15 protein-coding genes are annotated in these 13492 nt (G+C 70.2%); 3 read left to right on the top strand and 12 right to left on the bottom strand.

The genetic code is table 11. From position 1 onward, the window contains the following. Positions 1-5 precede the first annotated feature (5 nt). The gene (locus tag OHA68_RS22830) at positions 6-797 is read right to left on the bottom strand and encodes a thioesterase family protein (RefSeq protein ID WP_189138392.1); all 792 of its coding nucleotides are present in this window, start codon (positions 795-797) and stop codon (positions 6-8) included. 224 nt (positions 798-1021) lie between these two features. On the opposite strand from OHA68_RS22830, the gene OHA68_RS22825 reads away from it, so the two are divergent. Continuing rightward, positions 1022-2878 carry a DUF3352 domain-containing protein gene (locus tag OHA68_RS22825; RefSeq protein ID WP_327102075.1) on the top strand — a complete coding sequence of 619 codons (1857 nt, stop codon included), beginning with the start codon at positions 1022-1024 and terminating at the stop codon, positions 2876-2878. Positions 2879-2950: 72 nt separating this feature from the next. Here the strand turns inward: OHA68_RS22825 and OHA68_RS22820 are convergent, their stop codons facing one another. From OHA68_RS22820 to clpS, 5 genes are all read right to left on the bottom strand, one after another. Beyond that, entirely contained in the window at positions 2951-3898 is a 948-nt protein-coding gene (locus OHA68_RS22820) for a PLP-dependent cysteine synthase family protein (protein WP_189138394.1), read from the bottom strand. Between the two features lies 1 nt (position 3899). Next, a complete protein-coding gene (locus OHA68_RS22815; RefSeq protein WP_189138395.1) occupies positions 3900-4172 on the bottom strand; it encodes a MoaD/ThiS family protein in 273 nt (90 codons plus the stop codon). 141 nt (positions 4173-4313) lie between these two features. Further along, positions 4314-4715, bottom strand: a complete 402-nt coding sequence (locus tag OHA68_RS22810) for a Mov34/MPN/PAD-1 family protein (RefSeq protein WP_189138396.1) — start codon at positions 4713-4715, stop codon at positions 4314-4316. Positions 4716-4725: 10 nt separating this feature from the next. Next, complete coding sequence (locus OHA68_RS22805; RefSeq protein ID WP_327102074.1) at positions 4726-5250, bottom strand: DUF2017 domain-containing protein; 525 nt, start codon at positions 5248-5250, stop codon at positions 4726-4728. Positions 5251-5260: 10 nt separating this feature from the next. Continuing rightward, a complete protein-coding gene (gene clpS, locus OHA68_RS22800) occupies positions 5261-5563 on the bottom strand; it encodes an ATP-dependent Clp protease adapter ClpS (protein WP_189138398.1) in 303 nt (100 codons plus the stop codon). Positions 5564-5600: 37 nt separating this feature from the next. On the opposite strand from clpS, the gene OHA68_RS22795 reads away from it, so the two are divergent. Both OHA68_RS22795 and OHA68_RS22790 read left to right on the top strand, forming a co-directional pair. Further along, entirely contained in the window at positions 5601-6884 is a 1284-nt protein-coding gene (locus tag OHA68_RS22795) for a nicotinate phosphoribosyltransferase (RefSeq protein ID WP_407674354.1), read from the top strand. A gap of 15 nt (positions 6885-6899) precedes the next feature. Further along, positions 6900-7469, top strand: coding sequence for an isochorismatase family protein (locus OHA68_RS22790; RefSeq protein WP_327102072.1), 570 nt, complete (start codon positions 6900-6902; stop codon positions 7467-7469). On the opposite strand, the gene OHA68_RS22785 is transcribed toward OHA68_RS22790, so the two are convergent. The 6 genes from OHA68_RS22785 to OHA68_RS22760 all read right to left on the bottom strand — a co-directional run bounded on the left by OHA68_RS22785 (position 7466) and on the right by OHA68_RS22760 (position 13278). Then, on the bottom strand, positions 7466-7888 hold the full coding sequence (locus tag OHA68_RS22785) for a PIN domain-containing protein (protein WP_327102071.1): 423 nt from the start codon (positions 7886-7888) through the stop codon (positions 7466-7468). The genes OHA68_RS22790 and OHA68_RS22785 overlap by 4 nt on opposite strands. Then, positions 7888-8157, bottom strand: coding sequence for a hypothetical protein (locus OHA68_RS22780; RefSeq protein WP_327102070.1), 270 nt, complete (start codon positions 8155-8157; stop codon positions 7888-7890). The genes OHA68_RS22785 and OHA68_RS22780 overlap by 1 nt, the downstream gene beginning before the upstream one ends. Before the next feature lie 245 nt (positions 8158-8402). Continuing rightward, complete coding sequence (locus OHA68_RS22775) at positions 8403-10151, bottom strand: DEAD/DEAH box helicase (protein ID WP_327109433.1); 1749 nt, start codon at positions 10149-10151, stop codon at positions 8403-8405. A 133-nt stretch (positions 10152-10284) separates the two neighbouring features. Continuing rightward, positions 10285-11052, bottom strand: a complete 768-nt coding sequence (locus OHA68_RS22770; protein ID WP_189138404.1) for a DcrB/PsbP domain-containing protein — start codon at positions 11050-11052, stop codon at positions 10285-10287. Positions 11053-11140: 88 nt separating this feature from the next. Next, a complete protein-coding gene (locus OHA68_RS22765; RefSeq protein ID WP_327109432.1) occupies positions 11141-12541 on the bottom strand; it encodes an MFS transporter in 1401 nt (466 codons plus the stop codon). Continuing rightward, positions 12538-13278 carry a zinc metalloprotease gene (locus OHA68_RS22760; RefSeq protein WP_327109431.1) on the bottom strand — a complete coding sequence of 247 codons (741 nt, stop codon included), beginning with the start codon at positions 13276-13278 and terminating at the stop codon, positions 12538-12540. The genes OHA68_RS22765 and OHA68_RS22760 overlap by 4 nt, the downstream gene beginning before the upstream one ends. Positions 13279-13492: the final 214 nt, after the last annotated feature.

The following is a 13492-nucleotide window of genomic DNA, read 5'->3' as shown; positions in this document are numbered from 1 at the left end:
GTGTGTCACCCACGTCCCACCCGCGCGAGCTGGCGTGACTGGGCGACGAGCCGGCCGGTCGCGTCCCATGCCTCGACGTCCTCGTCGAACCAGCCGTCGGCGATGAGGCGGCCGCTGCCGATCAGGGTGAGGGGACCGGGGGCGGGCAGCGCGCGCAGGTGCCAGGTGAGGTCGACGGTCGGCGCCCAGCCGCGCATCCCGGCGGAGAAGACCACGGGCGGCAGCGCGTCGATGGCCAGGGCCAGCACGAACGGGTCGGGGTCCTGCGGCTCGGTCATCCGGAAGTAGGCGCGCGCCTCGGGTCTGCCGGTGGGCTCGCCGCCGAGCCAGCCGATCGTGGGCGGGTCGAACAGGAGCTCCATCTGGGCGTTCAGCGTCATGCCGGACTCGGGCTTGGGGTCGGGGAGCTTGACGCACTGCTCGGCGGGGGGCATGCGGTGTCCGGGCGGGTCGGCGTAGACCGGTTCGGCGCCGTGCAGCGTCGCCGTGGTGACCAGGCTCTCGATCTGCGCGACACCGTCCTGGACGAGCGTGGCGCGGGTGAAGGCGGCGGTCCGGCCGGCCTTGAGCCGCTCGACGCGCACCTGCGCGGGACCGGGGGCGGGCGCCTTGTGGAACTGCGAGGTGGTGCTCACCGGGTGCTCGAACGGCGAGTCGTCCACCACCGCCCGCAGCACCACCGCCATGAGGTAGCCGCCGTTGAGCGGGCCGCCGATCGAGTAGCCGGGGTCAAGGCACACGTCGTAGGTGTTCTCGTCGACCCGGATGGCCTGCGTGGCCTCGTCGAACTTGGTCATCCGCCCCTGCCTGAAGTCTGGAACTATGTTCTAGCGCCCCATACTCTACGGCATCCGCCCATCAGCGCACCCACCTGCTAAAACGCTATATATCCACTCATAGGTACGGCTCTTCCGCCAGGCGGCCAATCCGGCATAGGCGTCACTTCAGTACATTGCAAGCGTCTTGACAGCAACATCAGATAGCTTCTCTGTGGTCATAAGTCCACACTGTGAGTTGAGTGATGTCTGCGAACAATCCCCCACGGGGCCAAGATCCTGATCGGACCACGGCGTACCGGTGGAACCAGGATCAGCCTGAGAACCCGCCGACGACACCGCACGGCCAGCCGTACCCGCCGCAGCAGCCGTACGGCCAGCAGCCGCAGTACGGCCAGCAGCCACCGCAGGGACAGCAGCCCGGCTACGGCCAGCAGGCGTCCTACGGCCAGCCGCAGGGCCAGCAGCCGCAGTACGGGCAGCAGCCCCAGTACGGCCAGCAGCCACCACAGGGACAGCAGCCGGGCTACGGCCAGCAGCCCGCCTACAACCAGCAGTACGGCCAGCAGCCCCAGTACGGCGCCCAGTACGGACAGCCGGACCAGGGCGGCGGCTGGCACAACAACGGCCCCGAGATGCTCGGCGCGGGCGGTGAGCCACCCAAGAAGGGCCGCAAGGGCTGGGTGATCGCCATCGCGTCCGCGCTGGCCGTGGTGCTGCTCGGCGGCGGCGCGGTGTGGGCGGTAGGCGCGCTCGGCGGCGGCGGCACGCAGCCGCACGAGGTGCTGCCCGCCGCCTCCATCGCCTACGTCCGCTTAGACCTGGACCCGGCCGCCAACCAGAAGCTCGCGCTGTTCCAGATCGCCCAGAAGTTCACCGTCACCAAGGACAGCTTCAAGGGCGAGGACCCGCGCCAGGCGCTGTTCGACGCCATCCAGAAGGACGACGACGACCTCGCCAAGCTCGACTTCGCCAAGGACGTCGACCCGTGGCTCGGCAGCCGGGTCGGCCTCGGCGTGGTGCCCTCCGGCAAGGAGACGCCGGACTTCGCCCTGGCCATCCAGGTCAAGGACCAGGAGGCCGCCAAGGCCGGCATCACCAAGCTGATGGGCGAGGAGAAGTACGGGCTGGCGTTCCGTGACGACTACGCCCTGATCTCCACCACCCAGCAGCTCGCCGACAAGTACGCGGCCGAACAGGGCAGCCTGGCCGACAACGCCGAGTTCGGCGACGACCTGGCCGCCATGGGCGAGCAGGGCGTGCTGTCCTTCTGGACGCACGTCGGCAAGCTCACCGAGCTGGCCAAGGGCGAGCTGACGGCGGACCAGACCCAGCTGCTCGACCAGGTCAAGACGGCCCGGTTCGCGGGCGCGCTCCGCTTCGACGGCGCCTACGCCGAGCTGGCCGGCGTGGTCCGGGGCGGCAAGAATCTCACCGAGGGCGCGGAGCTGCCCGGCTCTCCCCTGGCCACGCTGCCCGCCTCCACCGCGGGCGCGTTCTCGATGTCCGGCCTGGACCAGCTCATCACGTCCAAGTGGGCCGAGATCGAGAAGCAGGCCGCCGCGACGCCCAGCGGCGCCCAGTTCAAGCAGTTCGTCGAGCAGGCCAAGACCCAGTTCGGCCTCCAGCTCCCCGATGACCTGGCGACCATCCTGGGCAAGAACTTCACCATCGCGGTCGACAGCGAAGGCCTCGACAACGACCAGGTGAAGGGCGGCGTCCGGATCGCCACGGACCCGGCCAAGGCGCAGGCCGTGCTCGACAAGGTCATCCAGGCCATGACGTCCAGCGGCCAGCAGCCGCCGCAGATCGCCAAGGTCGCCGGGGACGGCGTCTTCACCGTCGCCACCACGGACGAGTACGCCAAGAAGCTCGCCGAGGACGGCACGCTCGGGGACAGCGAGACCTTCAAGACCGCCATCCCGGACCCGGACACGGCCACCTTCGGCCTGTTCGTGGACCTGGACAAGGTCGAGAAGCTCTACCTGGCCAGCCTGCAGGGCGATGAGAAGGCCAACGCCCAGGTTCTGCGGGCGGTGGGCTTCAGCGGCACGCAGACGGACACGGAAGCCTCGTTCTCGCTGCGAGTGCTGTTCAACTAGTGACATGACAACGGGCGGCCGGCATCTCGCCGGCCGCCCGTTCTCGTGGTCGACTCAGGCCCAGAGGCCGGCTCAAGCCCAGAGCTGGCCCTCCAGGCGCTGCTCCGCCTCGTCCAGCGTGCCTTCGTAGGCGCCGGTGGACAGATATTTCCAGCCGCCGTCGGCCACCACGAACGCGACGTCGGCCCGCTCCCCCGCCTGCACGGCCTTACGGGCCACGCCGAGGGCCGCGTGCAGGGCGGCGCCGGTGGAGACACCCGCGAAGATGCCCTCCGAGCTCAGCAGCTCCCTGGTCCGGCGCAGCGCGTCGGCCGAGCCCACCGAGAAGCGCGTGGTCAGCACCGACTCGTCGTAGAGCTCGGGGATGAAGCCCTCGTCCACGTTGCGCAGGCCGTAGACCAGCTCGCCGTAGCGCGGCTCGGCGGCCACGATGCGCACGTCCGGCACCCGCTCGCGCAGGAACCGGCCGACGCCCATGAGGGTCCCCGTGGTGCCCAGCCCCGCCACGAAGTGGGTCACGGTGGGCAGGTCCTCGAGGATCTCCGGGCCCGTCGTCTCATAGTGGGAGCGCCAGTTGGCCGGGTTGCCGTACTGGTAGAGCATCACCCAGTCGGGGTGCTCCGCGGCCAGGCCCTTGGCCACCCGCACCGCCTCGTTGGAGCCGCCCGCCGCGGGTGAGGAGATGATCTCCGCGCCCCACATGCGCAGGAGCTGGCGGCGCTCTTCGGAGGTGTTCTCGGGCATGACGCAGATCAGCTTGTAGCCCTTGAGCTTGGCCGCCATGGCCAGCGAGATGCCGGTGTTGCCGCTGGTGGGCTCCAGGATCGTGCAGCCCGGGGTGAGCAGGCCGTCCTTCTCCGCCTGCTGGACCATCCACAGCGCCGGTCGGTCCTTGATGGAGCCCGTCGGGTTGCGGTCCTCCAGCTTGGCCCAGATCCGCACGTCCGCCGAGGGCGACAGGCGCGGCAGCCCCACCAGAGGCGTGCGCCCGACGGAGTCGGTCAGCGATTCGAACCGCATGTCACCCGCCGGCGACAGCGGGAAGGACCGTCACCGTGTCGCCGTCGGACACGGGGGTGCCCAGGCCGCCGAGGAAGCGTACGTCCTCGTCGTTCAGGTAGACGTTGACGAAGCGGCGCAGCGCGCCCTGATCGACCAGGCGGTCCTTGATGCCGGGGTGGCGGGACTCCAGGTTGGCGATCAGCTCGTCGAGGGTGGCGCCCTCGGCGTCGACGGCCTTGGCGCCGTCGGTGTAGTTACGCAGGATGGTCGGAATGCGAACCTCGATGGCCATCGCTGTCAGTCTCCTTGGTCAGGTCGTCGTCCCATCGGCATGCAACGCCGAGGGCTGGCTGTGAAATTCCAGCTCAGCGACAGTCGTAGACGACTTCGGCCGGAGTGTGCGCGAAGAGGAAACTCTGCACATGCCTGGCCGTCATGGGATGAACCTTACCTCTTCCTCGGAAATCTCACCGTCGAGGATCCGGTAGGAGCGGAACTCCACCTCGTCCTCCTCCCGCGTGGAGACCAGGACGTAGTGGGCGTTCGGCTCCGAGGCGTAGGAGACGTCGGTGCGCGACGGATAAGCCTCGGTGGCGGTGTGCGAATGGTAGATCACCACCGGCTCCTCGTCCCGGTCGTCCATCTCACGCCAGACCCGGAACTGCTCCATCGAGTCGAAGCGGTAGAAGGTGGGGGAACGCTCGGCGTTCTCCATGGGAATGAACCGCTCCGGCACGCCCTCGCGCCCCGCGATGACGCCACACGCCTCATCAGGGTGGTCGGCCCGGGCATGCGAAACGATCTTGTCGGCGAGTTCCTGTGAGATCGTCAGCATGCTGCGGAAGTTACCAGAGGGCTCGGACGAGGCTGTCCTGGAGGTAGGTCAACCAGTCATAGGTAACGAAGGCCGCGTACCGGGGATCTTCCTCCCCCATCTTCTCAAGCTCCTCGTGCAGCTCCTCGGTCACGTCCAGCTTGACGCCGAGGGTCAGCCGCACGTCGTTGAGCGAGCGGAGCCAGGCCTGCGCCTGCTCCGGCGTGAGATCGACCCGGCCGGGACGGGCGGTGTCGAGCACGGTCCGCGCGTCGGCGCGCTTGCCGTCCCGCAGCGTCGCCTCGGTGTAGCGGCGGAACTCCGAGGCCTCCTGCTCGTCCTCGTAGGCCGACGGGAACAGGCGGACGAGGACCGGATCCGTCGGCGCCGGCCCGCCACCGATGCCGAGCGCCTTCTCCAGCGGATCGTCGCTCGTCAGGCCCGGCTCCACCAGGCCGAGGACCATGGACACGAGCGAGCGCAGGATCGACACCTCGGCGGCCTCGAACCTCGCCACGACGGCGCCACGCTGACCTGCGGAGAACCCCGAACTCACGAACGTCGCCTCACTTGACCGAATCCGGCTGGACCGTCGCCCACAGGCCGTAGGAGTGCAGGATCTGCACGTCGCGCTCCATCTCCTCGCGGGTGCCGCTGGAGACGACGGCCTTGCCCTTGTGGTGCACGTCCATCATCAGCTTCTCGGCCTTCTCCCGGGTGTAACCGAACACCGTCTGGAAGACGTATGTCACGTAGGACATGAGGTTGACCGGGTCGTTCCAGACGATCGTCACCCATGGCAGATCGGGCCGGACGTCCGTTGACGGACGTTCGACGGTGCTTGGAGCGGTGCTACCCACATCCCCCATCCTGCCCTACCTCGGCCGTAGTCTTCGAGTCGTGACAATGACGATGAGCTCTGCGTTGCTCACAGATCACTATGAGCTGACAATGCTGGAGGCGGCCCTGCGAAGTGGCGCCGCGCACAGAAGGGCGGTTTTCGAGGTTTTCGCCAGGCATCTACCCGGCGGACGCCGCTACGGCGTCGTGGCCGGGACGGGACGAGTCCTGGACGAGCTGGAGAACTTCCGGTTCACCGACGACGACATCACCTTCCTGCGCGACAACCACGTGGTCGACGAGCCCACCCTGGACTTCCTCGCCGACTACAAGTTCTCCGGCAACATCTACGGCTACCGGGAGGGCGACCTCTACTTCCCCGCCTCCCCGATCATGATCGTGGAAGGCACGTTCGCCGAGGCCGTACTCCTTGAGACCCTGACACTGTCCATACTCAATCATGACTGCGCGATAGCCTCCGCGGCCTCCAGGATGGTCAACGCGGCCGGTCAGCGGCCGATCATCGAGATGGGCTCGCGCCGCACACACGAGCGCGCCGCCGTCGCCGCCGCCCGCGCCGCCTACATCGCCGGCTTCGCCTCCACCTCCAACCTCATGGCCGGACGCATGTACGGCCTGCGCACCGCCGGTACGGCCGCGCACGCGTTCACCCTCCTGCACGACACCGAGCGCCAGGCGTTCGCGGCCCAGATCGACGCCCTCGGGCCCGGCACCACGCTGCTGGTCGACACCTACGACGTACTGGAGGCGGTCCGCACCGCCGTGGAGCTGGCCGGACCGGAGCTCGGCGCGGTCCGCATCGACTCCGGCGACCTGGCCGTGGCCGCCCAGGAGGTCCGCGAGCAACTCGACGCGCTCGGCGCCTTCAACACCCGCATCCTGGTCACCTCCGACCTGGACGAGTACGCCATCGCCGCGCTCGCCGCCGCCCCCGTCGACGGTTACGGCGTCGGTACGGCGCTGGTGACCGGCTCCGGAGTCCCCACGGCCGCGCTCGTCTACAAGCTCGTGGCCCGCGAGACGCCCATCGGCAAGCTGGAGCCCGTGGCCAAACGCTCGGTCGGCAAGCCGTCGCGCGGCGGCCGCAAGAGGGCCTACCGCGTGCTGGACGACAGCGGGCACTTCCAGACCGAGCTGGTCAGCACCTCCGGCCTGACGCCGAAGGGCGGCGTCCCGCTCCTGCACCAGCTGGTACGCGACGGCGTGGCCGTGGGCCGCGAGCCCCTGTCGGAGGCCAGGGCCAGGCACGCCGAGGCGATGACCCACCTCCCGAAGGACGCGCGCCACCTGGCCCGAGGGTATGCGGCGATCCCCACGGAGTTCGCCTGACGTATCGTGATCCGTATGGGCAGTGCACTCATCATCGTGGACGTGCAGAACGACTTCTGTGAGGGCGGCAGCCTGCCCGTGGCAGGCGGCTCGGAGGTAGCGGCGGCGATCACCCGGCACGTGGCCGAGCACCGATACGACCATGTGGTGGCCACCCGCGACTACCACGTCGACCCCGGCCCGCACTTCTCCGACACCCCCGACTTCAACCGGTCCTGGCCGCCGCACTGCGTGGCGGGCACCCCCGGCGCCGACTTCCACCCGGCCTTCGACATGGCCGGGGTGGAAGAGGTCTTCAGCAAGGGCGCCCACGAGGCGGCCTACAGCGGCTTCGAGGGCACCTCGGGCGACGGAGTCTCGCTCGGCGAGTGGCTGGAGCGGCACGGCGTCCATGAGGTGGACGTGGTCGGCATCGCCACGGACCACTGCGTCCGAGCCACCGCCCTGGACGCCGTCAAGCACGCCCTGGCCGTACGCGTGCTCCTCGACCTCACCGCGGGCGTCGCCTGGCAGACCACCCAGACGGCCCTCGCCGAGCTCGACGAGGCCGGCACCACCCTCCAGGGCGCCCCCATCGTCCGCTAGGCGGCGTCGGCCGGCAACACCGTGAAAGCGTCGCCCCAGAGCGGCTTCATCACCCGAAAGTGCCGCTGATCCAACGTCAGCAGCCGCGTCGTGCTGTGCCGAGCCGCGATGAGCGCGACAGAGGCATCGGTCAGCCCGATGGCCATGTCGGCGTATCGCTCGGAGATGTCCGCCGCTCGCCGCACGTCCACGGCGGACATGGTGACCATCTCGTAGTCTCCGGTGCTGACGCTCCGGAGAAACTCGATCGCCCGCCGGGCACCCGCCAGTTTGGTGATCATGTAGTCGGCCTCCGCCAGCACATAGGGAGACATGAGCAACGGCCCTGCCTCCTCGCGGAGCACCTGCCGGACCTCCTTGTGGTCCGGCTGATTCGGATCGATGGCGGCGAGCAGACCGCTCGTGTCCAGGACGAGCATCAGTCGAGCCCGTCCCTTCCGAAGCCTTCCGCCAGGATCGCGTCGATGCGCTCAGCCGTCAGCGGCTCCTCGCTCTCGGCCGTCACCGGCTCCTCACGCAGCTCGAAGACGGGGAGCTCCGGACGTGGCCGCTCGACGACGATCTCCTCGTGGAGGACTCGCGTGATCGCGTCACGCATGTAGTCGGTCTCGGACACTCCATGCGCCCGCGCCGCCTCAGCGACCCGGTGCTGGATGTCTTCCGGCAGGTACAGACTCACCTCAGGCACCCTTCTACGGTAACGCGGCGCTCATGCGCCGCTACGTGTCACGGAGAGTACGTGCATTGCAACAGTCTGTTCATGCGAGCTCATGGCCAAGGAAGGACTTGACCCCACAGCGAGTAAGACTTCCACGCCCCGGGCGCGAGATTTCTTCAACTCAGCTCACCCCGAAAGCCAGACAGGACCCGCAGCGTCGCTGCGAGTCCTGCGGCGGTCAGCGCGCCGGGCGGCCCAGCGGCGGATGACGGCGGTCAGCGGCGTTGGGTGGCCCAGCGGCGGATGGCGGCGATGCGCTCCTGGATCTGCTCGGCCGTCGCCTGGGCGATCGGCGGGCCGCCGCAGGCGCGGCGCAGCTCCGCGTGGATGACGCCGTGCGGCTGGCTGGTGCGGTGGTTCCAGGCGCCGACCAGGCCGTTGAGCTCACGTCTCAGCTCGGCGATCTGCTCGTGCGGGGCCAGCTCGGCGGGGGCCTCGGCCGGGGCCTTGCGCTTGGCCGCCTGCTGGTCGGACTGGCGCTTGCGCAGCAGCGTGGCCACCTGGTCCGGCTCCAGCAGGCCGGGCAGGCCCAGGAAGTCCTCCTCCTCGGCCGAGCCGATCTCCGCCCCGGTGCCGAACTCGCCGCCGTCGAACAGCACCCGGTCGAACGTGGCCGACGTCTGCATGGTCTCGAACGGCAACTCGTCGCCCAGGACGTCGGGGTTGTCCTTCTTGCGGTTGGCGTCCTCCAGGAGGCTGTCGTCCAGGCCGTCCTCGGGCGGCTTACGGTTGAGGACGTGGTCGCGCTCGGCCTCCATCTCGTTGGCCAGGCCCATCAGCGTGGGCACCGACGGCAGGAAGATCGAGGCCATCTCGCCGCGCTTGCGGGCCCGCACGAAGCGGCCCACCGCCTGGGCGAAGAACAGCGGGGTCGAGATCGAGGTGGCGTAGACGCCCACGCACAGGCGCGGGATGTCGACGCCTTCGGAGACCATGCGGACCGCCACCAGCCAGCGATCCCCCGACGCGGCGAAGCCCTTGATCTTCTTGGACGCGCCCGGGTCGTCGGAGAGCACCACGGTGGCGCCCTCACCGCTGATCGCGCGCAGGTGGCGGGCGTAGGCGCGGGCGGTCTCGTGGTCGGTGGCGATGACCAGGCCGCCCGCGTCGGGGACGCCGCGCCGCACCTCGGTCAGGCGGCGGTCGGCGGCCGTCATGACCTGGCGGATCCAGTCGCCCTTGGGGTCGAGCGCGGCGCGCCAGGCCTGGGAGAGCTGGTCCTTGGTGAGCGGGGTGCCGAGCGTGGCGGCGAGCTCGTCGCCGGCCCGGGTGCGCCACTTCATCTCGCCGGAGTAGGCCAGGAAGATGACGGGCCGGACCACGCCGTCGTCGAGGGCGGGGCCGTAGCCGTAGGAGTAGTCCGAGACGCTGCGCTTGAAGCCTTCGGCGTCCTCCTCGTAGCTGACGAAGGGGATCGGGTTGTCATCGGACCGGAACGGGGTGCCGGTGAGCTGCAGCCGGCGGGCGGCGGGCTCGAACGCCTCGCTCACGCCGTCGCCCCAGGACCGGGCGTCGCCCGCGTGGTGGATCTCGTCGAAGATCACCAGCGTCTTGCGCGCCTCGGTGCGCGCCCTGTGCAGGGCGGGGTGCATGGCGACCTGGGCGTAGGTCACCGCGACCCCGAGGTAGTCGCGGCTGGTGGTGCCCTGACTGTTCTTGAACTCGGGGTCGATGCTGATGCCGACCTTCGCGGCGGCGTCGGCCCACTGGCGCTTGAGGTGCTCGGTGGGCGTGACGACGGTGATCGCCTTGATCACCCCCTTGGCGAGCAGCTCGCTGGCGATGCGCAGGGCGTAGGTCGTCTTGCCCGCGCCCGGCGTCGCCACGGTGAGGAAGTCACGCGGCTCACGCCTGAAATAGAGCTCCAGCGCCTCCTGCTGCCACGCTCGCAACTTCTGGGCGGTGCCCCACGCGGCTCGGTCGGGATAGGAAGGCGACAGGTGGGATGCGGCGAAGGTGCTCACCGCATCACCTCTGGGGTTGGTGTGCTTCGCTCTCTCACAGTGACCCAAGAGTAATCGGGGTGACCGACAGGACGTGCCGTGCATCGGGGATTCTGGCCAACCTCGTCCCCGCGTGCTATGGGCGGGACGCGGCTTATCGCACGCTCGACAGCACCGCGTCCAGCGCCTGCCTGCTCGCGGCCTGCTCCGGCTGGAGCAGGCCGACGAGCATCGCCGTCCTGCCGTTCCGGGTGAGAATGGTCACGCGCAGGTACGCGGGTCTGTTCACGATGTCGTCGTACGACGCCCGCAGCGCCCTGGTGTGCCCCTGGGCGACCGGTTGGTCCTCGACCACACTGACCTGGTCTCCCTTGAGCAGGAGCCGGCCGTAGCGCGTGGCCGCCGCCTTGACCGCCTTGCCGAGGTCGGGCACCGGCTCGTGCATCGGCCTGGCCATCACGATCGAGCCGCCGCCGTCCCTGGCGACGGAGGTGAATCCCGTCACAGGCGGCACCCGGCCCTCCTGCCAGCCGGCCGGCAGCGTCAGCCGCACCCCGGCCAGCGAGTCGGACAGCTCTCCCGGCTCCGGCTCCGGCGTGGCCAGCCGTACCCCCGTCACGACCAGCCCGGCCACCAGCGCGGTGGCCACCGCCATGGCGAGCACCGCGCCCGCCCACCGTCGCCACGGGACGCGCCGTACCGGGCGGAAGCCTGGATCGGCCGGCGCGCCGTACAGGCGGGCCGACGGCGGCAGTGTCTCCCACGAGGGCCGGGGACCGTCCTCGGGCTCCAGCCCGCGGCGGGCGGCTCGATGGGCGCGCGGATTCCACGGCGGCTCCTCTTCCCCGGCGTCCCAGTCGAGCTCTTCCGGCTCCTCGGCGCGGCGGCTCCTGGGCGGCCAGGCGCGTTGATCCCCGTCCATGGCACCTCCTCGTCCCGCTGTCCTATCACCGCGCGCCGCGCGGATCAGGCGATCGGCGATCGCCGTGACGGGAGAGGAGGAATCGCGGCTATGAGGCGGCGGGTGCCACCCGGAAGGACAGGAGGGTGGCCGCCAGGGCGATGGCCGCCATCAGCGCACAGATCACCACGAATCCCCAGGCGATCTGGACGGCGCTGTGCCCGATCACGTTGACCAGCGCGCCGCCGATGCCGAGGGTCAGCGCGGAGCCGAGCATGTCGGTGACCGACAGGGAGGCGCTGTTGGCGCCCTGCTCGTTGACCGGGGACAGATGCAGCGCGGTGATGTTCACCGTGGTCATGCCGAGTCCCATGCCGAACCCGGCGATGATCCAGGCAGGCACGGCGACCCAGCCGGTCACCCCCGGCACGACCGCGAGGACCGACAGCACGATGCCCACCGTGACGCAGGCCGCGCCCGTCCTGATGCGCGCGTGCGGCTGCGCGGCGCGCCTGCTCTGCAGGTAGGAGCCGGCCGACCAGCCGAGCGCACCGGTGGTCAGCGCGATGCCCGCGGCCGTGGTGCCGAAGGAATTGACCTCTTGCAGGGCGAGCGGGATGAAGGCGTTGACGCCGAAGAAGGAGGCCGAGAACAGGCCGCGCATCATCACGGCGGTCGGCAGCCCACGCCCGAACCGGAGCGCGCCGATGGGCAGCAGCCTGATCAGGCCGTACAGGAGCGTGGCCAGGCCCACCGCGCAGCCGAGCAGGGCGAGCAGCGGCTGGGCGTGCAGGTTGTCCACCCCGTACAGCAGCACGCCGGCTCCGGCGGCGGTGGCGCTGGCGGCCACGGTCATGGCCAGCGGGCGGGAGCGACGGCCCTGCGGCGGCGTCGTCTCCTCGTCGGTGGCGCGCCGCTTCAGCGAGGGGGCGAGCATGATCAGGGCGGGCACCACGAGCGGGATGATGCCGTAGAAGACCCAGCGCCAGCCCCAGGTGTCGGAGACGACACCGGCGACGGCGGGGCCGACCATGGCGGGCACCACCCAGGCTGCCGACAGCGCGGCGAAGATGCGCGGCCGCACGTCGGCGGGGTAGACGCGGGCGATCATGACGTAGAGGGCCACGATGGTGGGCCCGGCGCCGAGCCCCTGTACGGCCCGGGCCACCAGGAAGAGCTCCGCGTTGTGCGATGCGCCCGCCAGGCCCATGCCGAGCACGAAGAGCACCAGTCCGGCGAGGAACGGCAGCGCGTAACCCCGGTGGTCCGCCCACAGTCCCGCCACCACGTTGGCGAACAGGCTGGCGATGAGGAAGGCGGAGAAGCTCACGCCGTACAGGTTCAGCGCGTTGAGATCGGTGGAGACGGCCGGCATGACCACGCCGACCGACATGCCCTCGAAGGCGACCAGCGTGACCACGAGCAGGATGCCGATGGTGGCGATGCGGTAGGGGTGACCGAAGATGCGAGGGGAATCGTGGGGAGCGTCTAGGGCCTTTGCTACTGTCACCTGGATAGCTTAGTCGCGCCCCTCACTCGGTAGGCCGCCCACATGTGACGCATCCGTTCGGCCTGGCCGGGGGTGAACTCGCGCATGCACCGGTCCTGCGCGTAGTCCATGAAGTTGTGCACCCCGTCCTGGCCGGACCGCGGGCAACTGTCCTGGGCGGCGGGGCAGCCGTTGGCCGGCCTGACCTGGGGTGGCGTGTCCGGGATGCCGTCGCCGGGCTCCTCGCAGCCGTTCTCGAAGGGGTGGAACAGGCCGAGCCAGTGGCCGATCTCGTGCACGACGGTGAAGCCGCGGTCGTAGCCGGGCAGTGAGCCGCCGGGCAGGCCGCGCCAGTCGGCGACCACGCCGTCGAGGGCGGGCTCGCCGTCGTACCAGTAGGGGTAGGCGGCGAAGCCGAGCACCAGGTCGCCGAGCTGGGCGAGGTAGAGGTTCAGCGTCTCGGGGCCGCCCTTGCGCAGCGCGCTCTTCATGGCGCGCTCGTGGGTGATGGGATCGGTGAACCAGCGGGCGTTCCGCGTGACGGAGATGCCCTTCAGGCGGAAGCGCACACCGGTGTCGACGCCGCCGAACCTGCCGCCGTAGGCGGCGTTGAGCGTACCGAGTTGAGCTCTGATGGCGCTGTCCGGCGCCCTGGAGACGCCGTCGGTGATGACGTGCACCCAGGTCGGCACCGTGAGCCGGGCCGGCGGCGTGACCCCGCGCAGCCGCCTGGCGAGCTCGGCGCCGACCGTGGCCACATCCCCGGGCGCGGGCGACCGCGGCTCAGGCGACCGCGGCTCTGGCGCCTGGGGCTCGGAAAGGCGCGGCGTGGAAGAGCGCGGCGCGACCCACCGCTGCTCAGAAAAGCGCGTCCGATGCTCAGGAGAGGGCGGCCGATGCCCGGAAGAGAGCGGCCGATGCTCAGGAGTGGGCGGTCGGCCGGCGAGCGGGGACGCGGCACAGCCGGCGGCC

This window comes from Nonomuraea glycinis, from assembly GCF_035920485.1.
In the GTDB taxonomy this organism is placed as follows: Bacteria; Actinomycetota; Actinomycetes; order Streptosporangiales; family Streptosporangiaceae; genus Nonomuraea; species Nonomuraea glycinis.
The sequence above is the reverse complement of the archived record's forward strand: the minus strand, read 5'-3'. Positions and strand labels throughout refer to the sequence as shown.